Here is a 25,981-nt window from a genome sequence, read left to right as displayed (position 1 = left end):
GACGTTCATTGCATTCTACCCACGCGACCTACCCTCGACAAGCACTGCCGCCGGCGCCCTGCTTTTCGGCCATTTGGCCAGGCTGCTCCGATGCTAGGCTTGCTCGCCTACACTACTCCTTCCGGCCGACCTATGACCGAGATGAAAGCAACAGCCTCGAGCCGCCCAAAACCATCACTGTTTGCACACGACCAACCCTCGCCGAGCGAACAGGCGGACTGGTTGCGATACTCCGAGATGGCCAGGACCCTACGCAAACCTCTGCAGGACCTGGTGGCCACCACCACGCACGGCAGCATGGTGGTCGGCATAGAGGGCGCATGGGGAAGTGGAAAGACCACCCTGCTTGGCCATCTTCGAGAGTATCTAGAGGCAGCCGACAATGTCGTCGTGATCGAGGTTGCGCCTTGGTTGAACGGTGACCGTCAACCTTTGGCCAAAGCGTTACTTGACGCAGTAAGCGCCGATCTCGACAAACGCCGGCAGCGCACGTGCCTACAAAAGCTGATAAACCGTCGATCGCCGATGGCGAAGAAACTGCGCCGGTACGCATCTCAGACCGCCCGAATGGTCTCCCCACTCGCTGCCCTCGCTGATGGTTGGCTGCCGGGGAGCGGAGCGCTTCACAAGGTCATCAAGTTCGTCAAGACCGTTGGCGACTCAAACCCTCCTACGCTATCAGTCGCGGACCTGAGGCGCGAAATAGACGAGCACCTAGCGAACTCCGCGGTCAAGTACATCGTCATCTATGACGACCTCGACCGCCTCGAGCCAAATGAAGCCCTCGAGGTCATCAGGTTGGTGCGTGGAGTCGCGGACTTCAAAGGCATGCTGCATATCCTTTGCTACGACCGGGACGTATTGTCCAGCGCTGTAAGTAAAGGCTTAGCACTTGATGACGCAGCAGAAGGCGACCGGTATCTCGAGAAGATCGTTCAGCTAACCTTCCCAATCCCTTTGCCCGAACCAAGGTTGCTGGAGCACAGGCTCGTCGACCTGGCTCTTGATATTTACAGGGATGCAAAACCTAAGGATTGCGTTCCTCCCCAGCTTATTGACCAAGTTCGCGAGAGCACGCGACTATGGTGTGCCAACTTGTGCACCCCTCGCCAAGTAAAGCAAATCGCCAATCAGATCCGTTTCTCCTATGCGTCGGTTGAACACAGCGTGCATTTTGCAGACTTATGCACCTTGTCCATCCTCAAAGTTCTCGACCGTGATCTTTACAACTGGTTGGCAGATTTCCTCGCCCTATTCTCCTATCCCACGGGAATGCAAGCCCCCAAGATGGATGCAGAAGAGAGTTCTAGTTTGAAGCATAGACTGGTCGGAATGCCTTTGTCTGCAAAGCGCAAGGGGGCGTTGTCGAAGTTGGTGCCTGCCATCAAATGGCGAGAGGGCCAGGAAGGTGACGAAGTTCTATTCGAGGACCTAGACATCCACGAAGCCCATAGAATTTTCGATGAGTGCCGGATCGGTAGCCCCTACCATTTCCGCTTCTACTTCGCTCTGACGGGCTTTTCTTATATGGTGGCCAAGGAGAGCCTAGATGTCTTGGAAGCTTCTGCCGAACAAGGCTGGCAAGAGGCGTTGGAGGCTATACGCGCAATCGCTGAGATGCCTCATCCTGGCGAGTCGAGTTGGCTAACCGTGTTGTTCAATTGGATCGGCCGCCCACCATTTCACGATGCGCTATCGCTATCTCAAAGGCGCCATCTGCTGCGCGCTATGGCTTCAGGCTGGGATGAATTCTTAACAAGCTGCAGTTCGCGGGATAGGAAAGGACTCCGCGACGCTATCAGCTTCGCAACGCGCTTCTTCGCTAATAGCGTTTCTGAGCGTGACGAACACGTGTATAGAGAGACTGTCGACGAGATCCTAAACGACTGCATGTCCCCGCACGCTCTGGCCACTAGGCTTTGGACCATTTTGCACTCAAATCTCAAGGGTCGTGATCGTAGTCAACGGGACTTGCTTGTATTGTCGATAACGGAATCTGTAGCAGCAAAGCATGATTTCATCCGAAGCCATCACTTCAAGGACGTCTTGAGCGCGTGGCAAAGGTTGGAGAAGAGCATCGAGACTCCGGAGGAACGCAGGCTAAAGGGCTGGTTCACAACAGCTTTCAAAGAGGACTCGAAACTCGTCGAAGTCATGGAGCAGATGATGTCAGACGTACCACCTTCAGCAAGCCGGCGAATGGCAGCGCCTGTGCGCACAGTTGAGGAATACTGGCTTAAGCTGCTGCCAGACCCTTCGACCGCAACGACGCGGATCAAGCGTATTGCGGGTTCTAGAGAAGGCGAACTCGCTGTTCGTGCCCAGGCGCTGCTGACGGCAATCGTACACGGCAACCATCAGTTCGCGTTAGAGAACGGACTTCAAGAGGGGCTCGGCCCGACACCTTGATCGCAGCCACCCACCGAAATCTCCAATATGTTTGAGGACGGTACCGGCCCCTTGAGTAAAGTCAGAACGAGGGAGAAGCGATCCGCTTCCGCCGGTCCGTATCGAGATCACCACGCAGGTCCCGTCTGCCTACCGCATGGCCACACGACGCACTGGTGCAATCCCTCGTCCGCCTCCCCAATTTTGCTGGGGATTCCCTTGCGATCAACCCGCGCAGATACGAAAGTGGCATCCCTTTGATGGATCTCAGCTCCCCAAGTCATTGATCGAAGACGAAACTTAAGCCTTCGCGGCGAAGCAACTGCTGCAACTCGATGGCTTGGTTGGCCGTCACCGGCCCGATCTCAACATGCCAGTCTGCCGTACCTGCACCTCCATCGCTACGAACGAGCGCCACGCGATCATTTGGCGCTCCTTTAGCGAGCAGTGCCCTTGCCAGCATCTCCGCAGCGGCTCCGTCACCGAAGCGCTCGCTGAATAGCCAGACTTCACTGTCTTCAACCTGCGCGGGGATCCTACCGACGATCTGCTCATCGCTCAACGAAGCAAGCTCGACGGGCTGCAGCGGCTCCAGGGGCGTGGTCCTCAGCCCGGCATTCGGATCCAGTCGCCCGGCCGCTTCGTCGGTCGGACCAAGGTCCACCGGCGATATCAGAACGAATGCGGGGGGCGCGTCGGTTGCCAGGGAATATACGAAGACTGCTGCGGCGCCGGCGCCACCGAGCAGCGACACCACTGCGGCCAGCCACCCGAACCCCTTCATCACAGGGTGAGGTAAGGCACGGTGACGCCGGCAAGCTTCAGCGCAGCTACCGTCGCGCCTGCGATCGCAAGCGCCGGGCCGAACGCCATGGCGCCCTTCCGGAGCACAAGCAATTGCGTGGCCATTTGCAGGCTGCTAGCGATCAACAGCAGCGACGGCAGCGAATCAATCATCAACCACGCTCCCAGCCCCGCGAGCAACTTCAAATCACCGTGACCGATCGCGGCGATTCGCCGTGCAGCGCAATAGCCGGCGCAGAACAGCCACACCAGGCCATAAGATAGCGCTGCCCCCATTGCCGCCCCCTCCAGAGACCCTCCCCACGGTACGACGCCAAAATAATGGGCGGCCATCCCGCCCCAGACCAATAAGCCGGTAATCTCATCCGGAATCAGGTGCGTCGTGGCATCGACAAGAGCGGCGGCCAGCAGCAAGGACAGAAGACTCGCCAGTGCGACGGAGGTGGCGATGTCCAAAGGCGCCGCCGCACATCCTGCCCAGATGGCCAGAGTGGCTCCGCGATCCATCCAGGCCCGGTCGGCCACCCTCAGACCGCCAGCCGCGAGCGCCAGCAGCGTCGACCCTGGATAGACGTTCGTGTCCACAACAATCGCCGGCAGCCGCCGGCACAGCCGAATGATGCATTCCCCGACGACGACACCAATCAGGACCATGACCACCGCGTGAATTGAAATCATCGAACGCCCCCTGGGTCAGTGAATAGAAGCGCCGCGGGTACGCAGGCTGCTCATTCGCCCGACGTCCATACTGCCCTCGATGACGATACTGCCCGGTGATTCGTCACTTGCAATGCGTTGGCCCTGGTGATCGAAGCATTCCTTCGCACGCTGATCCATTCTGTTCACGACGTCGGCCGACAGGAGACGTTGCGTCGCCCCCAAACATCTGATGGTGTCCAGGCGCAGATACGCAGTCATGAGGGCCCAGCCCGAATCGCTCAGCTGCAGATCTTGAAGCACCTTCATCCAGAGTCCTACCAACGATATGGCTTCGTCCTTCCAATCCACCTCTTCGGGCGCCGTGCGGGTCGCCATGCAAAAAGCCCGCCCGTAGGCTTGGTAGGCTTCCCGCGCGGCCGCCAAACTCGTGACGCCCGCGGGAGAAGTTGCAGGGGCAGTGCGAGCGCTGGTTTGCTGGTTTGCTTCGCTTGCAGACATGGGTGTATCTCCGAGGTTTCGCACGAGGGTTAACGCGACGTCACGGCAACGAATGCCGAAACTGTCACGGTGAACAGATCAAAAATGTCGCGAGGTTTGGGCGCTTCGTCCTGCCAGCGCTGCAGGAATGCGGCCCGAGGTGCGGGGTCGTAGTGATCGTTATCGGCGGTCGCCGGCGTCAAGGAGTCCTGCAGCTTCAAGATCGCCTTCGCGGCCTGCGGATTGCCGCTCGCCAGGGCATAGCCCATCGCGAACATGTCCGCAAAGGCTTCCTCTTCGCGCGCCGACATCGTGCCCATCCTGCCCAGGAGCCGTTGGTGGGCAAGAAAGCAATGGCCAGCCTCGTGCATCACCACGTAGGCCAGCCAGTCATCATGGTTTGAGAACAGCGAGCTGCTCAGACTCCCTGCCCGGCTGCCGTTGAAGAGAATGAAGCAGAACGGCATCGCGACCTTGTTCACCTCTACCCGCGGGTAGAACTGCATGGCCATGAAGTAGTTCGAGAAGTTGGAAAGCGGGCGCCCAGTGCTGGTGCTCAAGGCTCGACCCAGCAAGGGGTGTTCGATGTCGAACACCTGAGCCTGCAGGGGCGCCTGCTCTTTCAGCGCGTAGCTGGCCAGGGCACCACGAAGCAGATCTTGCGCGCTGCGCACGAAATCCTCTCGCTCGGCGACGCCAAGGCCGCCAGAGATCCGCAACGACTGCCGCAAATGCCCGTCCGGTGATGCCTGGCGCGCTATCGGCTTGGGATCGGCGGTGCCGGCCTGGTCGCCGAGGATCTCCAACTCCACCGTTTGCGAATGCGCCGGCCAGGCCAGCGTGACTCCGACCAGGCAGAGGCCAACCATGAGACGTTTGACATGTGCCCGCCACGGCCGAAGCTGCCATCCGCAGCTGGTGCGATAAATCCTGCCCTTCTCGCTCACCTGGGCCTCCGTTAAAAGTTTGCGATTTGTTAGTATGAATCATTATACTAATTCATATCGACAGCCCAAAACTTTTCCCTTCACAGGAGCGACGCAATGCCCCAGGTCATCGAACGCGAATGGCATTTCAATCAGGAAACTCTGCTCGTCCAGTGGGCCGGCGGACGTGTGGTGGGCGTAGTTTCCGTCGCCCCGGCCCGCGCCGTTCAGCGCCGCCCCGCCGCCCCCCAATCCCGCCGTCAAGTGCCCGCGGCCGCCCCCACCCACTCCGAACAGCGCCTCGCCGCCTGAACGCCGATTCCCCAGGACTCCCACCACAATGTTCAAGAACCTCACCCTCTACCGCCTGCTCCCCGAATGGACCCTGAGCAGCGAGCAATTGCGCTCGCTGCTCGAAAAGCATGCCTTTGGCGAAGCCGGGGGCCTGGAGATGCAGCAGCTCGGATGGGTCCCCCCCCGCAAGGGCGGCGAGTTGTGCGTAACGACTGACGAATCCCAGTGCCTGATCGCGCTGCGCGTCCTGAAACGTCTGTTGCCTGCCACGGTGGTCAAGCAAGTTGCTGGCGCCCGAATCGACGAACTGGAAGAGCGCCAGGGTTATCGCCCAGGGAAGAAGGCCCGCAAGGAAATCACCGAGCGGGTCCACGATGAGCTTTTGCCCAAGGCGTTCGTCATCTATCGCGACACGCAGGTCTGGCTAGACCTAAAAAACCGCTGGCTGGCGATCGACACTTCGTCGCAGGCGAAGGCGGACGAAGTGATCGGGGCCCTGGCCAAGTCGCTGGATGCAGTCAATGTGGTCAATCTCTCCACGACCCAGTCACCTGCGGCGACCATGACGTCGTGGCTGCTCGACGACGAGGCCGCGCCCGACTTCTCCATCGATCAGGACGCCGAACTCCGTGCAAGCGGTGACTCGAAAGCACGCATTCGCTGGGTCAAAGCCTCGATCGAAGCCGAGGACGCCCACCGGCATATCAAGGACGGAAAGCAATGCACGCGCCTGGCGATGACGTGGCGCGACCGGATCTCGTTCGTTCTGACGGAAAGCCTGACGCTCAAGTCTATCGCCCCCTTGGATGTGCTTAAGCAGGATCAGGGGCCGGTCAAGGATGAGGAAGAGCGATTCCTGTCCGACTTCACCTTGATGGCGGGCGAATTCGGCCAGCTGCTGGGGGACTTGGTTAAAGCCCACGGCGGCATCCGCGAGTAGGCACGGCGCCACGCACGGCGGACGTAGCAAGAGGCTAGTCCGCCACTCACTCACTGGAGTACGGATATGACCCACCACCACAACCCGCCCGCCTTGAGCGAGCCGTCTCAATTGGAATCGCTTTACGAACGGCTCGCCGCTGGCCTGCCGGCGGAGGCGATCTTCGAACGATTGGAAACCGGCGCTGCTGCTCGCGCCAAGCTGAACAGCTCTCTGCAATCAGCCGCAAAGGGGCCCCTACCCAACACGTTCTACTTCTTCAGCGCCGAGCTGGTCGGTGATCCCAAGAACCCCGTAGCCACCCTTTACACCGGCTGCGAGTTCCGCCAAGCAAAGTCGGGGCCACGGAAAGCGCGATGGGTGGTCGCCATCGAGGGCACAGAGCGTACCGTGACCATCACCAGACAGGAGGTCGTGGACTTCGCTGTCGACGCCGCCGTGGCGCAGGATCTTGCGCGATTCGCTGGCGAGCGCCCCAATGCTGACACGCTGTCGCCGCGGTGAAGAAACGCTATCGCCTCAACCCAGCGTCGGCCCTTGCGCTGTCGCAGTTCTTCGTCATCGAGGCGATCGAGGGCGAATGCTGGTACCGCGTACAGCCAGGCGACGCATGGGCCGGGAAGACCGCACGGGCCGTCGCGCGCATCGGTTTGCCTCATCTAACCGGCCATGAAGTAGTTCTGCAGAGCGCCGCCGGCGACCTTCGCGCATTCTCGCCGCACATGATTCGACCTGCCGCCGTTGACCACGCCGCAATTCACCGCGGCTCGGAGATGCAATCCGACAGCCCAGCTGCTCTCATCGAGGCCGTCCGCTAGGCCTTCGCGGGAAGCTGGCGGCACACGGCCGGCTGGCGAAAAGTTTTGGCCGAGGTGGGTCGCCCGATAGGCTGGTTCAAGACAACCTTCATCTTCGGAGACCTGCCGTGCCCCAGAAAGAAAGCCGCCGAGCCTCGGCCGCCTCACCTAACGAATTGCAGCCAGCTGCATCGAACGCAGGGGCCAGCGCATGAAGTGCATGGCAGCTCCGGCGGCGACCGAACACTTCTTCCACATCAACCGCCAGTTCGCCCTGCGCGCCCCGCTGCCGACGTGCGATGCACGGCCTGCACGCCGCGCGCGCGGCAACTATCGCCCGACCCGGTCCCGGCGTAGCACGCCCCGCCTCGACCCACGCAATCTATCACTCGACCTGGGCGATGAGCTGATCATCGACAACTTCGCTGGGGGCGGTGGCACCAGCGAGGGTCTAGAGCAAGCCTTCGGTCGCCCGGTCGATATCGCGATCAACCACGACCCCGAAGCGCTGGCGATGCACGCCATCAATCATCCCCACACTCTCCACCTGTGCGAGTCGGTCTGGGATGTCGACCCGATCAAGGTTACGAACAATCGGCCTGTGGGCCTTGTCTGGCTTAGCCCGGACTGCAAACATTTCAGCAAGGCCAAGGGCGGCACCCCGGTCGACAAGCGCATTCGCGGTCTGGCGTGGGTCACGATGCGATGGGCTGCCAAGTGCAAGCCCCGGACCATCATCCTCGAGAACGTCGAGGAGTTCCAGACCTGGGGCCCCCTCATCCAGCGACCAGACGGGAAGTGGTATCCCGATCCGACGAAGAAGGGGAAGACCTTCCAGAGTTTCGTGCGTCAGCTGCGTGGCCATGGCTATGAAGTGGAGTGGCGCGAGCTGCGCGCGAGCGACCACGATACCCCCACCAGCCGCAAGCGCTTCTTCTTGGTCGCGCGCAGGGACGGACTGCCGGTCATCTGGCCTCAGGCGTCCCACGCGTCACCAGAGTCCATTGCCGTAAAGAACGGGCTGTTGCGGCCCTGGCGAACTGCGGCCGAGTGCATCGACTTCAGCATTCACGCCGCGTCCATCTTCGACCGCGATCGCGCGCTCGCCTACAACACGCTGCGCCGCGTGGCCAAGGGCACCTGGCGCCATGTCTTCACCAATGAGACTCCCTTTATCGTTCCCCAAGCGGCTGACGGCGGCGGCGACGAAGGCCTGTCGCTCACGCCGTTCATCGCTGGCAGTGGAGGCCCTGAATACGCCGGCAGGCCTGTCTCCGCCGCGCAGCCTTTGGGTACCCAGACGACAGAGAACCACCGAGCCCTGGTGGCGCCGGTCATTGCACCGCTTCGCGGCACCCAAGAGGCGCATCTGCAGGCGGATAGCGCCATCGCGCCGGTATCGACCATTTCTGCAGGCGGCACACATCACGCGCTGACAAGCGCTCACCTGATCACGATCGGATATGGCGAGCGGGCCGGCCAGGAGCCGCGTGCGCAAAATGCCGTTGCTCCCTTGGGTACGGTCGTGACTGCCAACAAGCACGCCATGGTCGCCGCCCATCTGACTCACCTCACCCATCACGGCGACCGGCCTGGGACGACCCCCGCCGGCCTTCTGCCCACCATCACCGGCGCGAATCGAGGGGAGCAGGTAATGGTTTCGACCCACCTGGAATTGCCCCACACCGGCATCCACAATGAGGGCGTTCCATCGGCATACGGCGTCAACGGTGCCCGGATGGCGCCGCGGTCACAGCAGAAGCTGGTGTCCGCATACATGATCAAGTATTACGGCGAAGGCGGCCAGTGGGCCGCAGCGAATGATCCCGTGCATACCATCACCACAAAGGACCGTGTCGGCCTGGTGGAAACCATCCAGATGCCGTTGGACGCGCTCCCTCCGGCGATGCTGGCCAAGGCGAAGAAGTGCGCCAGGTTCTTCTTCAACTACCTCCCGGAGCATTTCCCCCACAAGACCGACGTGATCGTCGTTCGCGGCATGGTGCTGGTCGACATGACTCTGCGCATGCTGGTTCCGCGGGAGCTGTATTCAGCCCAGGGCTTCCCGACCGGGTACGTCATCAATGAAATTCCCGACCCCAAGCAGCTCTTCGTCGACGGCCGCCAGGTGGAGGGTGATCCGCGGCTGCTGCCCAGAGTCCGGCTTAGCAAGACCGCCCAGGTTCGCATGTGTGGCAACAGCGTGTGCCCGCCCTTGGCCAGAGCTCTGATCATGGCCAATTTCGCCCACGAGGAAGGCATTTCCCAGCGTCTTGCACGCGTAGTGAGAAACGACTTCCCGGGGGGCGGGCCCACCTTCCCCCGGAAAGTTTTGGGCGATCAATCGCTCGGCGTAGTCTCAATCGAACCCATCCGGTGGTGCTAGGAGGCGCCGCTAGTTCGCGACAGCGTCGCCGTGCCACGGTATCAAAGAAATTTCCCGGTCGTGCCGGGCCTCTAAGGAAGATCCAATGGAAACAACCTACCAAGCCGCCATCACCCAGATCGGTGCAATCCTCCGTGCCGAGCCTCCTGGCGCCGTGCTGGAAATCGGGCGCAACCTAGGCGCCGCACTTCTGGAGGGTGAACCGGTCTGGTTCGACCTGCAGGATGGTATTGCCGGCGCTACGGATTTTGATGCCAGCGCTTGGAACACGTGCCTCGGCTGCTGGGATGGGGACACGCCCCACATGACATGGGGTCCGCTGGAACAGCCCGTCTTCTTCAACAAGCGGATCGACGCCGTGCGCGCCGTCAACGAGCACCTACAGGACACGAACCTCCCGACGCTACAAGACCTGAGCAACGCGCTCATGGCCGGGGCGCCCGCGGTGGTTGGCTTCGACCGAAATGGCCCCTCGCAAGGCGCCTTTGAGCAGGGCTGGCGGGCAGCGATGGACCTTGTCTTCACCCGCATGCACCAAACCATCCTGGCCCAGCGTGCCCACGACCAGGCCGCTCTCCAGGACAAATAGAAGAGGTATCAAGAAATGAGATGGCCATATGTCAGTCAGGATGACGCGGCAACTGCTGAACGCTTCTGGGCCGACAAGGAATTCAAGAAGTACGCCGTTGATGTGGTGGCGGGCCCCGAGCGCCGGCCCACCTACTCGCGAACGTTCTACGCACATACCCGCAACGCCGACCGGGCGATTGAGGTGATCAAGCGCGACGTGATCGGGCTTCCCAAGCGCGCAAGGTTCCGTGCCCGCCTATGGGTCCCAAAGAACTTGGGTGCATCCTGATTCCCAGCCCCACCTAAAAGGAAACCCCATGGGATACATCAACCCGCTCCTCCAACTATCCTCGGGCAAGGCACTGCAGGATCTCCCACCAGAAGATCGAGCGCGCATCCGGGCGGTTCTGGTCGACCTGCGACGCCAGGCCAACGACCTGGCAGAAGAAGCATGGCGCCGGCGCAAGGGTCCGATGGCCGCGTACTGGCGCGCCGTGGCCACCTACGCCAGGCACCTGGCTCACGCTCTTCGCCCCAAAACTAAGGATCCCCATGGCTGAAAACTCGAAGATCTCTTGGACCGATCACACATTCAACCCGTGGATCGGCTGCACAAAGGTGTCGCCCGGGTGCGACCACTGCTATGCCGAAGTCAATACAGCTGCCAGGGCGCTGCAGGTAGTCTGGGGGGTCGGCGCCCCCCGCCATCGCACCAGCACCGCGAATTGGAAGAAGCCCCACCGCTGGAACGCCGATCACGCGGATTTCTATCGGCGCCACGGGCGCCGGCAACGCGTCTTCTGCGCCAGCCTGTCGGATGTCTTCGACAACTCCGTAGATCCGGCATGGCGAAGCGATCTGTTCCGGCTGATCGAAGCTACACCCGACCTTGAATGGTTGCTGCTCACGAAGCGAGTGGGGAACGTGCGAGCCATGCTGCCCTCGCCCGACTGGGCGTTGAAGGCCGGCGTTTGGCTGGGCGCCAGTATCGTGAACCAGGAGGAGGCCGATCGGGACTTGAGGCGCCTGCTATCCATCCCCGCCCGGAAGCGTTTCGTCAGCATGGAGCCCATGCTAGGCCCAGTGGATCTGGAAAGAGTTCGGTGGACCAGCGGTTCCGCCAAGCACCGCATGGACTGCGAGACCGGGGAATTCAATGCTCTTCGGCGGACCGATATCCAGGAGCCGGATGGTCGACCGCTGCCCCCACTTGACCTGGTGATCGTCGGGGGCGAAAGCGGCGGACGTGCTCGGCCCATGCACCCCGGTTGGCCGCAATCCGTCCGTGATCAGTGCGGTCGCGCGGGCGTCGTCTTCCATTTCAAACAGTGGGGCGAATGGGCGCCCGGCTCGGGGGACTTTGGGGGAGGTAAGTTCTCCACCGCTGCGGTGGCGTTGGACGGGCGGACCGTGGCCGGCGGGTACGATCCTGCCGCCTACCCTTCCGGCGCGCGCGGCGCCGATGGTTGGGCGATGGTGCATCGCGCCGGCGCTTCCACCGCCGGACGGATTCTGGACGGAGAGGTGTGGGCGGACATGCCCTGACTCCCGGCTCCGTCCTTTACCAACATAGATTGAGAGCTTGGGTCCGATGACCAGGGCCCGTAGACTCCCAGCGTCGAGAGCCGATATCGTCACCTAGCAAAGGAAGGTCAATCCATGCCGAAATCCGTCCATTCCAATCCGACCGCCCCCGTAGCCGTCGGTTACCCCGCGTCGCGCGATAATGGTGACCGCGATTGACCCCGGAACCGCAATGATGAACAACCGAGATCCCGTCATGAACCAGGTCGATGACTACGCCAAAGCTCATCTTCAGGAACTGGCGCTAGAAATTATCGAGTTTCAGGACACCGGCTTGCTGCGCCAAGGGCGCCTTCGCATCCTCGCCGACATTGCGCGCCCCCTGTGCGGCGACGACTCGCTGAAGGTCGTGACGGCCGCGGTGCAACGGGCAGCACTGGAGCTCATCGCGATGCGTAACATGGAACCAGCATGATGCAACAACACGACCCGTTTCGGCCCCGATCGGAACCTGCGGCAATGATCTATGGGGTACTGACCGCAGAGGCTACCAAGCGCCCGGGGTTGTCCGTAGAGCAGTGGGTCCACGCTGAGCGCCTAGCGGTCTGGAATGCGGCCTGCAGCTATGCGGGACAGCTCGGCGTAGCACCGCCGACAATCCAGCAAATCGAGGTGGCGGAACGCTGCGCCGTTGGCCACGCAGACTTTGCCGTCAAGTGGGCTCACGGTGTGGCCAGCCTACTTATCCAGGCTTCTCCCACAGAATTCCCCAGTGGCTGATTTGGAGGCTCCACATAGCGGTACGCAAGCCTTTCTCAGCTTGCTGAGCACGACCAGCTAAGCGATTCTGGATCGCCCAGCTCACCACGGAACGGCAAGGCAGCCCATGCTGGCCGCAGAAAGTTTGGGTAGACCCGCTCCCATGCGTATCTTGGTTTCTTTGAGCCGAGATATCCTTCAGGAGCGAATCCCATGGAAAGTCCCAGCAGTGTCCACTCCGCCGAGGAGAAATTGACCGCTACCGCCGCCACTGCCAAGGTAGCCCGTGCCGCCCGTGCACTTCCCGGATATGTGTTGGACCGTGGCGCCCTATTTTTCCTGACTGTCGAGGAAATTCAAGCGACCGCGCCGCCGGCGCCGATTCTCTTTCACCCCACGGTTTGTCGGGGGCGTTCGACTCCATTGGGCGAGAATGGCCGTGCGGGCAGCAGCCGCACCGAGCACACCCTGCCCGCATCCCCCTCGGAAACAGCGGACGCCAGTGAGAATCTCAGCGACGTCGAGCTCGGAGAGCACCAATGACCGAGTTCAATCAAAAGGCGCCTCGACGGCAATCCGGGCCCGGCCGCGGCTCTCCTGGGCAGCTGGATCTGTTTCGGCATGTTCTAGACACCTACGAAGCCGCCGGCGGGACCCCGCTCAGCAACGCGACCTTGTATCGCGCAGTTGCGAAGCGGTCGGGCATCGCTGAAGCCGAAGTGGACCGCAAAGTCGAGATTGCCGGTGAGCAGCACAGCCCCTTCAAGCGCGCCGTTCGTTGGGTTCAGCAGACCCTGAAGCACCTCGGCCTTCTGGAGCGCCAGGCTGGACATCGCGGTGTTTGGAGCCTGGCGCAACGGAATAAAGACGGTCTAACCGCGGCACCAGCAGGTACCCGACTCGTTGCCTTCTCCACAACCCTGGGCATCGCAATCTGGGGCGACAGCACGTCGAGCTTTCCGAAGCTTGGGCAGCCGATCCACCTGGTGGTTACCAGCCCGCCATACCTTCTGCGGCGCCCGCGTGCCTACGGCAATCCCCTGACCGAGCGCGCCTACGTGGATTTCATTTGCGACGCGCTGGAGCCCATCGTGGCCCAGCTTGCACCGGGCGGGTCAATCTGCCTCAACCTCACCAATGACAGTTTCGAGCCTGGTTCGGCGGCCAGATCCGTTGCCAAGGAACGCCTGGTGCTGGCTTTGGTGGACAGACTGGGCCTGCACCTCATGGACACGCTGATTTGGTACAACGCTTCCAAGCCGCCTGGCCCGATTCAGTACGCAAGCAAGCGCCGGGTTCAGCTCAACACTGGCTACGAGCCCGTCTACTGGTTCACAAACGATCCGGCACTGGTGTTCACCGACAATCGGCGCGTCCTGCAGCCGCATTCCGAGCGCCACATCAAGTGGCTGCAGCAGGTGCAGCAATCAGGTGGCTGCCCGCGCCGCGCCGTTTACGGCGACGGTGCCTATCGCTTGCGCGCCGCCTCATACACGAACGATACCGCCGGGCGCATCCCTAAAAACGTCCTGCAGATCGGCCACGCCTGCAGCGACACCAGGCAGTATCGGCGCGACGCCCGGGATTTGGCGCTACCCATTCACGGCGCCATGATGCCGCTCTCGCTGGCCAGCTTCCTGGTGGAGTTCCTCACGCAGCCGGGCCAGCTCGTGCTCGACCTCTTCGGCGGCACGGCCAAGACAGCGATGGCAGCTGAACTGCTACGGCGGCATTGGCTCCTCTTCGAGATCTTCGCGGAATACCTCCGCGGCGGCGGCGAACGCTTCCGCCGCTTCCCCGGGTTCCAGTTTGGCCAGGAATTCTCACTGGGCTTCGACCGGTAGCGGCCGGGCACCGAATCACCCTTATCGCCAGCCGTCCAGATAAGGCGTTCGTCCAATTATTTAGTTATGAACTAGATATACTATTTATTCTTTTATCTGGAGCCGAGCAGCATGCAGATTGCGCCTTTCGCCCACTGGCTTCCGCCCGTTCTGAAGGGGACCCTGGCCACTATCCACCCATCGGTCAACCGCGCCTACTCGCCCGAGCTGCACACTTGGCTGGTCGCCGTTGCCGCATCCCTTTGGTCCGATGCCCCAGGTGTTCGCACGGCACCCAACCTACCGGCGGGGGCCACCAACAGCGGAGGCCTCCAGCTGTTCCTGGTGCCCCGAAGGAGCGTGATGCATCGCGCCTACGGCATGCCCCTGGCCACCCCTGTCCTAGGCGCACGCGCTGGGCGGGATCGCGAGGACTTTCGAGGCGTGCAGCTTACTCAATTGGGGGTACCTCGAGGCCACCATGTTGGCCTGCGCTACTGGCCAGGTGGGGCCGCCGGACTGCTCGAGGACACCTCGTTCTGGACCAGATACGTCGTCGACGGTCGTTGCGCATTAGATCCGCTGCATCAGGATGACAGCAACGGCGACAGGTTCTGCATCGATGGCGAGCAGCGCCATTGCCTATGGTGCGGGCAAACCCAACGATTGTTTCATTTTGGGGGGCGCGCGCGCCACGCGCACCAAGCCTCCCAGCTCTGGACTACCCCGTGAAGCTCTCCAATCGCGACCTGGCCCAGCTCGGGGCCAACCATCCGCTGGTAGCGCGTCTTCGCGCCCAAGGACACATTGGTCCTGGGGCACCCGGCTCCGGAGCCGCAACTCCGTCCAAACCGCGCCCGCCTGGCGCACCTAGCCAGGCAGAGGAGAAGTTTGCCATCGATCTGCGAGCCCTTCGCATTGCGGCGCCAGAGCGCGAATACCGGTTACATCCGACAAGGGCGTTTCGCTTCGACTTCGCCTGGCCGGAGCTGCCCTGCGGCCGCAGGCTGGCAGTGGAGATTGAAGGCGGCATTCACAGCCGTGGTCGCCACGTGCGGCCGCAGGGCTACAAACGCGACCTCGAAAAGTACAACAGCGCTATTTCCATGGGGTGGACGTTGCTCCGCTTCTCGCCTGATATGGTGTTCAGCGGCGCCGCCGTTCAATCGGTACAGAGCTGGATGAGCGCCGGCGCCCCCGTGGCCTAGATTACGGGCCGCCGGCCACATCACCAATCGCACGACTCGGTGATGTGGCTTGCCGCTGCTTTAATAGCGCGGTCGCGGCAGCCGTAGGGTGGAGGTGACATGCGCACCCGGGAAGGGGCTGATGCCGGCGACTTGGCTGAGCTGCGCGAGCGTCAATTCGCGATGTGCCTGGTTGGGGGCGTTGGCGACGAGATAAGCGGCGCCGGCGCGCGTGGCCGGGTCATAGACGGCCTTGTACAGGTATGCGGGCACGCGCACCCGCCCCCGACCCACTGTTGGGCTGGTGTTCGGCTCCCAGATCACCCCTGTCACCACGTACACCGGACGGTGCTTTGCAAGAGCCCGGACCGCCTTTTCGATGGCAGCCCAGAGATTGCGATTGAGTTGCGGATCTTGCGGCACGATGTTCGTCAGCAGAAAGCTCTCGCTGTCCGCCTCCGCCGTGTCCATGTCGGCACTAGGCGCCAGGTGGCCGCGGTCGAAGCCCGATCCCCGATAGTCCTCAAGACTTGCCCGTCCGCGCCGCGCGATCCGCTCGTCTGGGCGAAAGTCGTTGCTGCGGGACCGGCGATCGTATGCCTTGAACACGCGATCAGGCGACAAATATTCAGCGGCGAAAATCGGTGATTTCGCTTCTGCGGAATAGAGAACCCCATAGCCCAGCGAGCAGAGTTCCTGCGATCCTACTGCGATAGCTGCATCGAGAACAGCCGGCGGCCGCGCGGCAGCGTAGTGCTCCGGGCATCGGCTCTCTGCGGCCGTGGCCCCATTCATTGAGCAGAAGAGAAGAGCCGAAACCGCACAAATGCGCAGAGAGCTGAAGGCCATCGCAAGTCGTCCTTATAAAGTATGAATTGAAGTTCCAATTCATACTAACAAAACGCCCCGTGCCCCCAAAACATGTGTAGTCGTTGGGGAGTTGGGGATAGACCTGCAGCTAGTCGGACCGGTCGTCAGGGAAGAATCCGTTGTCGCGTTCGGCCGTCGCATCCTGCGGCTCGTCCGCTGCAAGCTCGTGGGCATCTTCCAGCCACACGGTCGGCCCTGGCGGACCATGCCGGATTACGCCCTCTTCCTGGTCCTCAGGAATGTAGAGGTCGTCGGGATCCGGTACCCACATCTCACTGGTGCCATGAGCGCGTAGGTCCTGCAGCGCGGCCGCCGGCGTTAGGGAATCCAGTGCAAATGGAGACTCACCATATCGGAGGATCGCGCCGGCGGCCTGTTGCTCCAGGTACCAGGTGCGGGGGCGCGGGCACAGGTGAACGCCGTTCACGGCCGCCATGCTCCGCCGCGGAGTCACAGCCACGTCGATGATCTGAGGGATCTGCGTCACCCAACCGTAGGCATGCAAGACGTGCGCCCCCAGCACCACGGCGTCAGGATACAGGCGCCCCACCGCCTCGAGGAGATTGTCCTGGGGCGCGTTTGGGAATCGCAGCAGGTTGAAGTACAAGCCTGCGCGAGGCCCAACGAACTGAATCAGGTCTGCCCGCGCCATGCGCTTGACCCATACCTTTGCTGCCTCAACCGGCATCTTCTGGAGGCGGCATAGCTCCGCAAGTGAGAAGACCGCCGGCAGGCTCTTCAACCGCGCAATCGCGGACACCCGTGGAGTGCGGGCTTCACCCGCGACACCGTCGGCCGGGACCAGGTGGGCACCCATATCATCCTCTCGGCGTATCACGGGGAGGCTCTGCCTGGCGAGTCTCTCCATACGTCTCGCGCACCAGGTCCTCGAGGGCGCCGGCACATTGATTGGCCATCGCGGCGGCATCGTGGATCATGGTGGCTACCTGCCCTTCCCAGTACGTGTTCCACAGGTGCGCTCCACCCATCGAGTCGACGAGAAAGGTCTTGAGCTCAGTCTTGGCCTTGACCAGGTACTCGGGTTCGCTGACCGCCAAGGTCCAGGCCCGCAGCCGCTTGGCCATCGACTCGACAAGATCGCGCTCGGAGGAGAATTCGAGCTGCGGCTCTGCAGCTGCCTCAGGGTCCACTTCAGCATCGTAGGCTGTCGCGTGGAACAGCACGTCCCGCGCCAAATCAGCCGGATCGGGGCGCACATAACTTCTTTCCTGCTGGATCCAGTACATGTCGAAGATATCGCGCGCCTTAAAGTAGCGGCGGTTCGCGACAGCGACGAGTTTGTCCGACATCACGGCGTTGAGCGTGGCCATCGGGAGCATAGAGCTAACACGGACGAAATATCCGGCCTTCGACAATTCTTGGGGCGGCTCCGGTTGCCGCGGCGTCGAGGCGTAGCGCTCCAGGTAGCTGTCTTCCACGCCCCAGAATTCCGCTTTCACGGCAGCCTTGCCAAGCAATCCAGGCTTTATCATCACGACCTCAAACCGTGCCATCCTGTCAGTGGTCTTGCCACGGACCTCCAGCTGAAGCGATGCGTCGATCCGGGCCAGGTGGGCACGCGCGTAAGCAACCGCACCGTTGATATGGCCCTCAGCTGCGGCGAGAAGGCCTTTCTTCAAGAGGAAATCCAGATCTTCCGACCACCGCGGGCTGCCCCAGCCAAGTTTTAGGCTCGTTCCCCCGTGAAAAACAGCCTCGGAACTGGTCCAACGGGAGTGTTCGACGAACCCTGCAATCAGGAGCGTTTGCAGCAGTACCGACCATTGCTGCTTCGTCGAAGACGGCAGCGGCTGGCGCTTAGTGGGGAGGGAGCCCGAACGCGGAGTATTGGTCATGGCTACATATAAGGGAACGCATTTGATCCCTTATATTACCACCACCAACTAAGCAGTTGCCAACACTGATAACAATCATGCCGATTGGATTTCCCATGGGCATGGCCAACTCCCACCCCGCAAGGCCTGATAAGGGCTGCAGAGATTGGCAGGCTACTGCCAGGGGACCAGCGGGGTGGCGTATCCCAGAATCTGAGGGTGGCCCGGGTCTCCCGACTTGGTCAGGCCAAGATGCTTCATTGGCTTGCCACTGTCGCGCAGAATGGCCAACATTTCGTCCAGCTTGGGGTGCAGCGCACGGGGCACCTTGGTGCGGCTGCCCCAGCACGGCACCAGGACGTCGGCCTCAGCGATGATTTCCTGGATGTAGCGCTGATGGGCTGGCCCGCAGACCACAGGCGCGCTCGACAGCTCCGCAACGTCCTTCGCGCGCAGCGAAAACACATTACCTATGATTAAACGCCGGCCGCCATTGCGCAGCGTAAAGCCCCAACACTTGCGCACGGTGTGGTCGTCTTCCGTCGCGTCAGCTGTGCTGGGGTTCACCGCAAAATAGGCGAACACCGGTCCGGAAGCTTGAACCTCCCGGTCCAGCCGATAGCGAAATGTCCTGCAGGGACTCAAAACTGCGCTGTTCAAAGGGCCTCCTAGTTCAAGTTGGCCGGCCATCTTCGGCCACCATGCGATTATCGACCGGATCAGGCGCTGGTTGACCGGCCCCTCGGTCAGCCGGAGCCTGGCACACTGATGTCATCAATCTAGCCCCCCGGCCAGGGCGACGACACCCGGTCCTGGGGGCCGCCCTTCCTGAAGGGCCGGCAAGGCCGCCATACGGCGGACGGCGGACGGCGGACGGCGCCTAATTCGTAACTACAACCGGTGGCAAGCATTCCATCACGCTGAACCTACAGACGGCTGACGGCCTGGCGCTGGTCAAGCAGCTGCGTCGCGATACCAACAAGGTGCTGGAGAACGCAAGGTCGGTACGTTGGCGCGGCCGGGGTGGCACTACGCGTCGCTGTCGGCGTCTGCTTCGCCCCCAGTGGCAGCTGAAACGTCATTCCTCAGACGTAGCCGCACGCTTAAGCGCATCACGGTAATCTGCAATGATGAGATCCAAGAGCTTAAACTCGCCAAGACTTGTACTTTCTTTGCAGTAAATCAAGAACTTGAGCTTGGCTGCGAGATCTGCAGGGGACGAGCTCGCTGACCTCAAAGGCATTCGGCGAGACAGAATGGGAGCCCGGTAGATCTCTGCGGCGGCCGCTTGCATTGGATTCAGCCAATACTGCATTTCAACCTTGCCATCCGCCCTGATCGGCTTCCTCCGGCTAATGCGGCCAGCAGCGGCTTGGCCCGACAAGACCCGATGAACATCATCCGGCACCATCCGCGTCAGCATTCGGATCTGCCGCCCAGTAATAGCATTGAGCTCGCCTTGTGCTTGGTCCAAGAGTACCAACATCACCTGGGTCGTCTTAGACTGCCGCAGCGGCCGGTCAAAGACTCCGGTCGGCGAGGTGGGCGCACGGAGCAGAAGTGCAACCATTTCGGCCTACGGTTGAATGCATAGCGCGGAGCTGATGAATCGCGTTACAGAGCCGGGTCCCTCGCCACCACCGTCCTGCCAGGAACCATAACCTGTAGGGGTAAACTGGCCTGCCGGGCAAACCTTGCTCCAAAAGCAGCTAGATGAGCCCTGGAAAGGGTCGCCCACGAAACCCGCCGGACAAACTTTGAAATTGCCGCCAGAACCACTGTCGCCAAACATGACGTAAAGAACGGCGCCGCGCGAAGCGCTTGGTAAGGCGACACACTCGCCTTGCAGCGCAGACCAGGCATCAGCCTGAACCACGCCATTGGTGAAGGTCTTTACCAAGCGGGTTTGAAAGCGCACTCCAGCGTAGCCAGCACCGCAGCCGGAGGTGTAGGTCTCTGTTCTTGCGTTGGCGATAGAAACGGGAATCTGCTGTCGAACAGACTCCACGTCAGACTTCCAAGGCGCCTGAGCGCTTCCCACCGACGAACCCGGCCCTGTCGAGTCATCGCGCGGCAACTGTGATGTATCGGGTGTCCCAGCTGATGCCAACCCAGCAGAGACACAAAGAACGATAGCCGCACGGGCTCGCGGGCCGAAGATTGATCGCATGGTGGAGCACCTCGAAATCCAATTCAGTTCATACAGAGAACGAATAACTCATCATTTGGTATGAATCATAAGTATTGTACATACCATTAAATGAATCGATCGACCAGTAGGCACCGTTTTTCCTCGTCTTCCCTACGCACAGCACTCCGTCTGGCCGGAGTCCTCCCCGCCGGTCGCGACCGCTATACCTGGCCGGTTGCCTGTCGATCCAACGCGCGTGCTGCGATTTCTCGACCGAGCATGGCCGCGAGCCCGCCCTCTTCAATCACCTCGTCATCGCCCATTCGAAGCTTCCGCGCCTCGTAGGCCTTACGTGCCGAGCCACTCGGATACTGAGCCGCCAATTCGAGAATCGCCTGCCAAGGATCACCGAGTTGCTTCTCCACTTCCGCGCGCACGGCCGAATCGATGCTGGAACTATTGAATGCCCACAATTCCAACGGAGAGACTGTGTGATAGAGCAACTGACTGACTGTCCCGTCTACCGTCTTGAAGAGGGCAAAAAGGGGAGTCCCCTTCTCCGTCGGCCCCAAGCACTTGGACATGATGCATAGCCGTTCCGAGTCCGAAAGGTTGAAGGCCTCTTGAATCTGCCGTCCCTCCTCCTCGCTACCTGCGCCCAAAATGAACACGGTGGCGGCCGACTTCAGAATTTTGGCGGGCACATCATCAAACTGTTGCGAGACTACAAACGGAAAGACCTGGTACTTGCGGCCGGTACGAAAGTCAGCGTCGATCATGTCAATCAACGAGCTGACGCCCTTGGCGAAGTGAAATTCGTCATATTCAAGGAATTTGGCTGAAGTGAAGATCTCTTGCACCCGGTTCTCGTGGTAGCTCGCATAAAGGGGCGGGCAAGTCGACGCCAATTCCTTCCAGCGCAAGAAGTAGTTCTTCGCCCCCAGGTGGCGCCCAAACATCATCATGAGCGCGGCGCGGCGATGGGACTCTTCATCCTCACCGCCGGATACCAATTCCTCGAGGTCGATAGCGACGATGCGTGCGTCACCCAGGTCAAACTGGGTAACAGTCGAGAGCAGCGCGTAATCGCGAGCAGCCGCACCTATAGCGCGCGTAAACACTGCGACGATCGGCTCGCCTGATGGCGTTGGCGTCGGCTCTTCTGGACGGTCGTACTGGTCTCGCACAGACTGCGACCGTGCGGCGGTGATGAGATCAAACAACACTGGAACCGCGTAGCGTTGCACCACCGCTGCCTCGTGAACCCTGCCGCGACCAAATAGTTCGTCGACCAGGTCGTAAACACGGCGCCCCTCTGACTCAATTCCGAGATCATCCATCAACTTCGTAACTTCCGGATGATTCGCGCGCTGCCAGCGCTTCGCCTCAGGGCTCGTTCGAGAGAATAGATCGTATGCCGCGTCGATAACCGCGCCAATGAACTTTGCAGACTCGCCGCCAAGGGTCGGAGCCATGGTGGTCACGACGAATCGTTGGAAGTCGCGCTCACGTTCAGTGGGCCGGTCGAAACCCAGCTGGGTGTCCCAAGGATTGCTCGCATACTCCCTGCTGTTGCGAACGCGAACGGCAACCGCCTGATGTCGCTTGTGCGGCGGCAGCATCGCTCGCAGCGTCTCGATCAGTCGAGCCGAGCTCAAGCCAAAGTCGGTGATGGTCACGTAGGGCAGGTCTTGAAGCCCAGGCCCAAAGGAAGTGCCAAAATTCATCGAGTTGAAGAGCAGCGACTTCCCGCGGCCTGGTGGCGCAATAAAGAACCCTCCTGTGTTCGCTTGAACTGTCGACCCGAATGCGACTGCGAACAAACGACCGAACTCCGTACGGAGCAGCAATTCGCCCACTCTCCAAGGCGACGCTGGACGAAACAAAGGGAGGACTCGAACTGCGGCCGCTAGAGGCGCAGGGACGAACGGCAGTGGAGATCGGGCTGCTAGGCCTGGGGCCACTGCCATGCATAGTTCCGCCGGGGCACCCGACTCGTTGCTTACGGTCGTCCCCCCCCAATTTTGCACCTTGCTCTTCAGCTGCGACGCCCGAGAAAATGCTTCCGACTCAGATCGATGCGACCATGTGGTCAACACCCCTCTTAGCGCCACAGCCTTGGACGGCCCATTCCGCAGCTGGTCCCACGCGGCCTTGATAGACTTGTTGTATTCACCCATCCCTCCTAAAAACGAGGCCATGGTTGCACTTGCTTTCCGATAGGTTTCACCATTTGGATACAGTTCGAAGGACGCCGCGAACGGCATGCGAGTACCATCGGTGCCGCCGACTTCGCTGATACTTTTCGCCAATGTGTTGAAGCTCGGAGCGGGATCCGCGGACGGAAAAACGTTCACAGCAAGGCCCACGTGGGCTGTTCCCTCACGAGCGACATACTCATAGTCCTTAAACACCTCTCTGCTTTGTTCAGAGAACAATTGACGTCCAATGCCCAGCGGGAACAAGTCCGCAGCATCATCCCGACGCTCACCCGTCGTCGCAGCGCCCCCTCTTCCCCCGACAAGAACAGACTTCCAATCCTCGGGTGCCGGACGCCCGTCAAGGAACGCGCGCAGGGCAGGGATCACGTCTTCGTTCGACATCACCTCACATATGAATCCAAGGCCCTCCCCCTCGGTTCCCTTGAGGTTCCTCACCAAGGTCGTCAAAGCTGCCTTATGCCGCATAGCCAACAGCGGCGGCACCCCAATGGCGTTCTGCGAAAACAACGACGAGGCGGCCCGCAGCGACTCACGGCCGGCATCGGCACGCACCGCGGCGATTTCCTCAGAGGCACGCTTCTCCTCATCCTTGGATAGACCGCTACGCAAGGTAAACAGTCCGAGCACAATGCGCTCTTCCACGACTACACCAGCGAGAGCATTGGACTTCATCTCAAACCATACTGCTGCACGATCGCCCGCGCCCATCCGACGCGACGTGTTAATCGCCGGCTGAAAAGCTCTCTTGAGCATGTCAGGTGCGGCCTCTGGATCGGAACGAAAGCCAATAACGACCCGGTGTTGGCGCGCAGCCCCCGCCCCAAGGACGTGCTCGAGGGCGCTCTCTAGCTTAGTCGCCAGAGCATCGAATTCGGCCGCCCCAATGTAGCGGCCTCGCCCCTCGATCTCTACATATGAGACCAGGTCGCGGCTTTTGGATATCAGCGTGCTTTCGTCGTAGCTCGACACCAGTGATACGCAGCTTTCGACGTCGTTGCGCCAAAACATGCCTGTGAAGTGCAGAATCGCAGACTCGATCGACTCGCGGTTCATCATGCAGACCACCAATATGGCGATCTGAATGCCGACAAACAACAACGTCAGAACTACGGCAGTGGTACTCACTACGGAAGACCTCAAATATCAGAAACTATTAGGATTCAACGTTGCGAGATTTCGCGACGTCGCGCAGCGGCAGTACGCGCCGAATTGCCTCCTGCCCTGGAGTGGTGCCTTGCAGGCCTAGATAGAGCTTCGTCAAGGCAACGACCGCGGCGGCACCATCATCCATTGCCACGCATTCATCCAGCCGGACCTGGGCATCAATTGGCGCTTGGCGAAATTCGTCCACCAAGACGTCAAATGGTGGCTCTACCGAAATGCCGGGCACGAATGCGAATCTGGGCAAAGGGGGAAGGTGACTCATGTCGGACCGCCAATCCCACCGGATGGGTACGCGAACCCCTCGAGCTTCCAAAAGCGATTGGCCTTCTCCCAATCACCGTCTTGCAGACGTAGCACCAGCGCGCCATGCCCATAGGCCTCCACATGGAGATCGTCACGGTGAGCGCGGAGTGCGACCTCATGCATGAGAGATCGGTCCATGGCATGCAGCCATATGCTCCAAATGTCGATTTGCGCAGTATCACGATCAGATAGCTGACGTGGCGTGGCAACAGCTTGCCAATGGCAATAGGCAATCAGCCCAAAGGCGTAGGCAAGCGCGCGCTCAGGGCGAGAGGTCAACACCTCCGGCAACTGGACCTTCGCAGGTAGCGGACGCCCCCCATCCTCGTCCACCAGAAACCCATCCGGCCGTATGTCCATGAACTCCGACAGGGCAGCGAGCTCCGGCTGGGAGAACCATCCCCGCTTTCGGCCCCGTGTCTCTCCGTCAAAACCTATCGCAGCTAACGTCACAGGCGATAAGTCACCCTGTCCCTCACGAGCGTTAATCTCTGCCCGCACTAGACACGTCCGAGCGAGCATTTCCCCCAGGACATCGGCACCGGCAGTCCCCTCCACGTAAGCCCAGTTCTTGCCGGTTGGCACGGCCATCTGCAACATCTGACGTGCGTATGACAACCTGTTGAATCTGAGCGTCACGAAAGTCGCCCCGCTGCCAAGCTCCCACTCTCCCCAATCCGGTATTGCCCTGGCTTGGTATGCAGATGCCAGAATTTCCTTTTGGCGGGGAAAGCACTCAACCGCGCTCAGGGGACCTCGCGGCAGGGACTTCGCGATATCCTGATAGAGATAGTCGCCTTTGAGTCCATTGACCCACCGGCACACGGAGTCTGCGCCGTATGACCGGGCAGCTACCCTGATTGCCCGCTCGAAAACGCCCGCGACGTGCACGCCCGCCGTGTCGGAAAGCCGACCATCAGGCCGGACCTCCAGGCCTAGGTCTCTGGCAATCTCTTGGCTGGTAGCGCCGAGGAAGCCGCCACAACGTAGATGTCGCCGTCGGCTCAGCGGATCGTCTCCCGCGCCCAAGTTTGTAATCCAGAGGACCGAACTCTCCAGCTCATCGATCTGCTGGAATCGGCGTATCTCACCGTCGCCCGAGAATGCCTTCCCACTGGTCGCGGCATTGGGATCGTCGAACTGCGCAAACCCACAAACAGGTACGAGTTCGCAATCAACCCGCACTGCGGCAGCGTCATCACCAACGATTGCCATCATTCTGTCCTTAATGTCTCAGATTTCCCGGGCCCGTCTGCATCTTTCCCTTCGACCACCTGGCGCCTCTTTGAGCGGGTCAGATCGTCCCACTTGCCACAATCGGCATACTCACCCAGACCAATACTGCCGGAGGATTGGACCTGCTCGAGCAGCTTTGGGGCGAAGACAAGGCGTAGCTCGGACACATCCCGCATGGCGTACTGCCCATCAGACAGATACGCCATCGCCTCACCAAAGGCTTGTGCCCGCATGGAGCCATATCCGCTTTTGGTGTCGTGAAGCCGCGCCTGCAAGCGTTGAGAGACTTGCTGTGCCCTGTCGCGCTCGACCGGATCCTGCAGCGCCAGACTCATCGCCCAGTGCAATAGATTCACATCGGCCACCGCGAGCTCGGGAAGGATTGCTACCAGGCTATGCCGATTAAGGTCCCGTCCCAGCGCCAGTGGATCCTTCTCGCCAACAGCCGAATAGCTGGCGCATAGCTCACAGACGCGGGTCTGCTCGCTTCCACCACCAGGGACAGAAAACAGTTGCGCCGTCGTGATCCCGCACCCTGCGCAGGTCGCTGGTGTAGCAGCATGGGCCGCATTTTCACTAGCGCCAATAGGTGGTCGCGCGACGCCACGTCCGGCGCGACCACCAACAGCTCGACGGATAGATAAGAGCAGATCTTTCATGGTCGGTAGGCCAGTGCAGCGTCGCG

Annotated in this window: 27 protein-coding genes; 14 read left to right on the top strand and 13 right to left on the bottom strand. The window is 61.1% G+C overall.

The genetic code is table 11. The features are described 5' to 3' along the window. Nucleotides 1-132: 132 nt before the first annotated feature. The gene (locus tag U858_RS0123925) at nt 133-2,409 is read left to right on the top strand and encodes a P-loop NTPase fold protein (RefSeq protein WP_157838852.1); all 2,277 of its coding nucleotides are present in this window, start codon (nt 133-135) and stop codon (nt 2,407-2,409) included. A gap of 259 nt (nt 2,410-2,668) precedes the next feature. Here U858_RS0123925 and U858_RS0123920 read toward each other — a convergent pair whose 3' ends face one another. Genes U858_RS0123920 through U858_RS0123905 form a run of 4 tightly spaced genes read right to left on the bottom strand, consistent with a single transcriptional unit; the run spans nt 2,669 to nt 5,276 of the window. After that, a complete protein-coding gene (locus U858_RS0123920; RefSeq protein ID WP_232786594.1) occupies nt 2,669-3,145 on the bottom strand; it encodes a hypothetical protein in 477 nt (158 codons plus the stop codon). Between the two features lie 26 nt (nt 3,146-3,171). Further along, nucleotides 3,172-3,870, bottom strand: coding sequence for an A24 family peptidase (locus tag U858_RS34375; protein ID WP_081821705.1), 699 nt, complete (start codon nt 3,868-3,870; stop codon nt 3,172-3,174). 15 nt (nt 3,871-3,885) lie between these two features. After that, nucleotides 3,886-4,350: a hypothetical protein gene (locus tag U858_RS0123910; RefSeq protein WP_025139675.1), complete on the bottom strand. Its 465-nt coding sequence runs from the start codon at nt 4,348-4,350 to the stop codon at nt 3,886-3,888. Nucleotides 4,351-4,379: 29 nt separating this feature from the next. Then, nucleotides 4,380-5,276 (bottom strand): hypothetical protein, encoded by an 897-nt coding sequence (locus tag U858_RS0123905; RefSeq protein WP_232786593.1) that lies wholly within the window; start codon nt 5,274-5,276, stop codon nt 4,380-4,382. Between the two features lie 96 nt (nt 5,277-5,372). Here U858_RS0123905 and U858_RS0123900 point away from each other — a divergent pair, with 96 nt between their 5' ends. The 13 genes from U858_RS0123900 to U858_RS0123830 all read left to right on the top strand — a co-directional run bounded on the left by U858_RS0123900 (nt 5,373) and on the right by U858_RS0123830 (nt 15,556). Continuing rightward, complete coding sequence (locus U858_RS0123900; RefSeq protein ID WP_025139673.1) at nt 5,373-5,567, top strand: hypothetical protein; 195 nt, start codon at nt 5,373-5,375, stop codon at nt 5,565-5,567. A gap of 28 nt (nt 5,568-5,595) precedes the next feature. Next, complete coding sequence (locus U858_RS0123895) at nt 5,596-6,489, top strand: recombination-associated protein RdgC (RefSeq protein WP_025139672.1); 894 nt, start codon at nt 5,596-5,598, stop codon at nt 6,487-6,489. 66 nt (nt 6,490-6,555) lie between these two features. Beyond that, the gene (locus tag U858_RS34370; protein ID WP_025139671.1) at nt 6,556-6,993 is read left to right on the top strand and encodes a hypothetical protein; all 438 of its coding nucleotides are present in this window, start codon (nt 6,556-6,558) and stop codon (nt 6,991-6,993) included. Beyond that, a complete protein-coding gene (locus U858_RS0123885) occupies nt 6,990-7,307 on the top strand; it encodes a hypothetical protein (RefSeq protein ID WP_025139670.1) in 318 nt (105 codons plus the stop codon). The genes U858_RS34370 and U858_RS0123885 overlap by 4 nt, the downstream gene beginning before the upstream one ends. A 190-nt stretch (nt 7,308-7,497) precedes the next feature. Further along, complete coding sequence (locus U858_RS0123880) at nt 7,498-9,672, top strand: DNA cytosine methyltransferase (RefSeq protein WP_232786592.1); 2,175 nt, start codon at nt 7,498-7,500, stop codon at nt 9,670-9,672. An 85-nt stretch (nt 9,673-9,757) separates the two neighbouring features. Continuing rightward, nucleotides 9,758-10,261 carry a hypothetical protein gene (locus U858_RS0123875; protein ID WP_025139668.1) on the top strand — a complete coding sequence of 168 codons (504 nt, stop codon included), beginning with the start codon at nt 9,758-9,760 and terminating at the stop codon, nt 10,259-10,261. 15 nt (nt 10,262-10,276) lie between these two features. Continuing rightward, complete coding sequence (locus U858_RS0123870; protein ID WP_025139667.1) at nt 10,277-10,531, top strand: hypothetical protein; 255 nt, start codon at nt 10,277-10,279, stop codon at nt 10,529-10,531. Between the two features lie 28 nt (nt 10,532-10,559). Continuing rightward, complete coding sequence (locus tag U858_RS0123865) at nt 10,560-10,802, top strand: hypothetical protein (RefSeq protein ID WP_025139666.1); 243 nt, start codon at nt 10,560-10,562, stop codon at nt 10,800-10,802. Further along, entirely contained in the window at nt 10,795-11,787 is a 993-nt protein-coding gene (locus tag U858_RS0123860) for a phage Gp37/Gp68 family protein (RefSeq protein ID WP_025139665.1), read from the top strand. Before U858_RS0123865 ends, U858_RS0123860 begins: the two co-directional genes overlap by 8 nt. A gap of 211 nt (nt 11,788-11,998) precedes the next feature. Beyond that, nucleotides 11,999-12,241, top strand: coding sequence for a hypothetical protein (locus U858_RS0123855; RefSeq protein WP_025139664.1), 243 nt, complete (start codon nt 11,999-12,001; stop codon nt 12,239-12,241). A gap of 497 nt (nt 12,242-12,738) precedes the next feature. Next, on the top strand, nt 12,739-13,068 hold the full coding sequence (locus U858_RS0123845) for a hypothetical protein (RefSeq protein WP_025139662.1): 330 nt from the start codon (nt 12,739-12,741) through the stop codon (nt 13,066-13,068). Continuing rightward, complete coding sequence (locus tag U858_RS0123840) at nt 13,065-14,369, top strand: site-specific DNA-methyltransferase (protein WP_025139661.1); 1,305 nt, start codon at nt 13,065-13,067, stop codon at nt 14,367-14,369. The genes U858_RS0123845 and U858_RS0123840 overlap by 4 nt, the downstream gene beginning before the upstream one ends. 707 nt (nt 14,370-15,076) lie before the next feature. Then, entirely contained in the window at nt 15,077-15,556 is a 480-nt protein-coding gene (locus U858_RS0123830) for a hypothetical protein (RefSeq protein ID WP_025139659.1), read from the top strand. 60 nt (nt 15,557-15,616) lie between these two features. Here U858_RS0123830 and U858_RS0123825 read toward each other — a convergent pair whose 3' ends face one another. The 9 genes from U858_RS0123825 to U858_RS35730 form a co-directional block, all read right to left on the bottom strand. Then, nucleotides 15,617-16,384: a DNA/RNA non-specific endonuclease gene (locus U858_RS0123825; RefSeq protein WP_025139658.1), complete on the bottom strand. Its 768-nt coding sequence runs from the start codon at nt 16,382-16,384 to the stop codon at nt 15,617-15,619. Between the two features lie 109 nt (nt 16,385-16,493). Next, nucleotides 16,494-17,222 (bottom strand): hypothetical protein, encoded by a 729-nt coding sequence (locus U858_RS0123820; RefSeq protein WP_029954257.1) that lies wholly within the window; start codon nt 17,220-17,222, stop codon nt 16,494-16,496. Nucleotide 17,223: 1 nt separating this feature from the next. Next, nucleotides 17,224-18,261, bottom strand: a complete 1,038-nt coding sequence (locus U858_RS0123815; RefSeq protein WP_025139656.1) for a nucleotidyl transferase AbiEii/AbiGii toxin family protein — start codon at nt 18,259-18,261, stop codon at nt 17,224-17,226. 153 nt (nt 18,262-18,414) lie between these two features. Next, nucleotides 18,415-18,900 carry a DUF1643 domain-containing protein gene (locus U858_RS0123810; RefSeq protein ID WP_025139655.1) on the bottom strand — a complete coding sequence of 162 codons (486 nt, stop codon included), beginning with the start codon at nt 18,898-18,900 and terminating at the stop codon, nt 18,415-18,417. Nucleotides 18,901-19,318: 418 nt separating this feature from the next. After that, the gene (locus U858_RS0123805; protein WP_025139654.1) at nt 19,319-19,810 is read right to left on the bottom strand and encodes a hypothetical protein; all 492 of its coding nucleotides are present in this window, start codon (nt 19,808-19,810) and stop codon (nt 19,319-19,321) included. A 782-nt stretch (nt 19,811-20,592) separates the two neighbouring features. Continuing rightward, nucleotides 20,593-23,718 carry a hypothetical protein gene (locus tag U858_RS0123800; RefSeq protein WP_025139653.1) on the bottom strand — a complete coding sequence of 1,042 codons (3,126 nt, stop codon included), beginning with the start codon at nt 23,716-23,718 and terminating at the stop codon, nt 20,593-20,595. Between the two features lie 28 nt (nt 23,719-23,746). Then, nucleotides 23,747-24,019: a hypothetical protein gene (locus tag U858_RS34990; protein WP_081821703.1), complete on the bottom strand. Its 273-nt coding sequence runs from the start codon at nt 24,017-24,019 to the stop codon at nt 23,747-23,749. After that, on the bottom strand, nt 24,016-25,275 hold the full coding sequence (locus U858_RS0123790; RefSeq protein WP_081821722.1) for a hypothetical protein: 1,260 nt from the start codon (nt 25,273-25,275) through the stop codon (nt 24,016-24,018). Before U858_RS0123790 ends, U858_RS34990 begins: the two co-directional genes overlap by 4 nt. Further along, nucleotides 25,275-25,955, bottom strand: coding sequence for a hypothetical protein (locus U858_RS35730; protein ID WP_157838851.1), 681 nt, complete (start codon nt 25,953-25,955; stop codon nt 25,275-25,277). Before U858_RS35730 ends, U858_RS0123790 begins: the two co-directional genes overlap by 1 nt. Nucleotides 25,956-25,981: the final 26 nt, after the last annotated feature.

The sequence above is a fragment of the Achromobacter sp. DH1f genome, assembly GCF_000633435.1.
Classification (GTDB): Bacteria; Pseudomonadota; Gammaproteobacteria; order Burkholderiales; family Burkholderiaceae_B; genus Achromobacter; species Achromobacter deleyi.
The sequence above is the reverse complement of the archived record's forward strand: the minus strand, read 5'-3'. Positions and strand labels throughout refer to the sequence as shown.

Excerpts from the sequence above, each read along its gene's own strand:
- U858_RS0123805 (WP_025139654.1), bottom strand. The coding sequence starts at position 19,810 with ATGGTTGCACTTCTGCTCCGTGCGCCCACCTCGCCGACCGGAGTCTTT.
- U858_RS35730 (WP_157838851.1), bottom strand. The coding sequence starts at position 25,955 with ATGAAAGATCTGCTCTTATCTATCCGTCGAGCTGTTGGTGGTCGCGCC.
- U858_RS0123820 (WP_029954257.1), bottom strand. The coding sequence starts at position 17,222 with ATGGGTGCCCACCTGGTCCCGGCCGACGGTGTCGCGGGTGAAGCCCGC.
- U858_RS34370 (WP_025139671.1), top strand. The coding sequence starts at position 6,556 with ATGACCCACCACCACAACCCGCCCGCCTTGAGCGAGCCGTCTCAATTG.
- U858_RS0123895 (WP_025139672.1), top strand. The coding sequence starts at position 5,596 with ATGTTCAAGAACCTCACCCTCTACCGCCTGCTCCCCGAATGGACCCTG.
- U858_RS0123870 (WP_025139667.1), top strand. The coding sequence starts at position 10,277 with ATGAGATGGCCATATGTCAGTCAGGATGACGCGGCAACTGCTGAACGC.
- U858_RS0123825 (WP_025139658.1), bottom strand. The coding sequence starts at position 16,384 with ATGGCCTTCAGCTCTCTGCGCATTTGTGCGGTTTCGGCTCTTCTCTTC.
- U858_RS0123840 (WP_025139661.1), top strand. The coding sequence starts at position 13,065 with ATGACCGAGTTCAATCAAAAGGCGCCTCGACGGCAATCCGGGCCCGGC.
- U858_RS0123860 (WP_025139665.1), top strand. The coding sequence starts at position 10,795 with ATGGCTGAAAACTCGAAGATCTCTTGGACCGATCACACATTCAACCCG.
- U858_RS0123845 (WP_025139662.1), top strand. The coding sequence starts at position 12,739 with ATGGAAAGTCCCAGCAGTGTCCACTCCGCCGAGGAGAAATTGACCGCT.
- U858_RS34375 (WP_081821705.1), bottom strand. The coding sequence starts at position 3,870 with ATGATTTCAATTCACGCGGTGGTCATGGTCCTGATTGGTGTCGTCGTC.
- U858_RS0123910 (WP_025139675.1), bottom strand. The coding sequence starts at position 4,350 with ATGTCTGCAAGCGAAGCAAACCAGCAAACCAGCGCTCGCACTGCCCCT.
- U858_RS0123855 (WP_025139664.1), top strand. The coding sequence starts at position 11,999 with ATGATGAACAACCGAGATCCCGTCATGAACCAGGTCGATGACTACGCC.
- U858_RS0123875 (WP_025139668.1), top strand. The coding sequence starts at position 9,758 with ATGGAAACAACCTACCAAGCCGCCATCACCCAGATCGGTGCAATCCTC.
- U858_RS34990 (WP_081821703.1), bottom strand. The coding sequence starts at position 24,019 with ATGAGTCACCTTCCCCCTTTGCCCAGATTCGCATTCGTGCCCGGCATT.
- U858_RS0123865 (WP_025139666.1), top strand. The coding sequence starts at position 10,560 with ATGGGATACATCAACCCGCTCCTCCAACTATCCTCGGGCAAGGCACTG.
- U858_RS0123880 (WP_232786592.1), top strand. The coding sequence starts at position 7,498 with ATGAAGTGCATGGCAGCTCCGGCGGCGACCGAACACTTCTTCCACATC.
- U858_RS0123815 (WP_025139656.1), bottom strand. The coding sequence starts at position 18,261 with ATGACCAATACTCCGCGTTCGGGCTCCCTCCCCACTAAGCGCCAGCCG.
- U858_RS0123925 (WP_157838852.1), top strand. The coding sequence starts at position 133 with ATGACCGAGATGAAAGCAACAGCCTCGAGCCGCCCAAAACCATCACTG.
- U858_RS0123790 (WP_081821722.1), bottom strand. The coding sequence starts at position 25,275 with ATGGCAATCGTTGGTGATGACGCTGCCGCAGTGCGGGTTGATTGCGAA.
- U858_RS0123900 (WP_025139673.1), top strand. The coding sequence starts at position 5,373 with ATGCCCCAGGTCATCGAACGCGAATGGCATTTCAATCAGGAAACTCTG.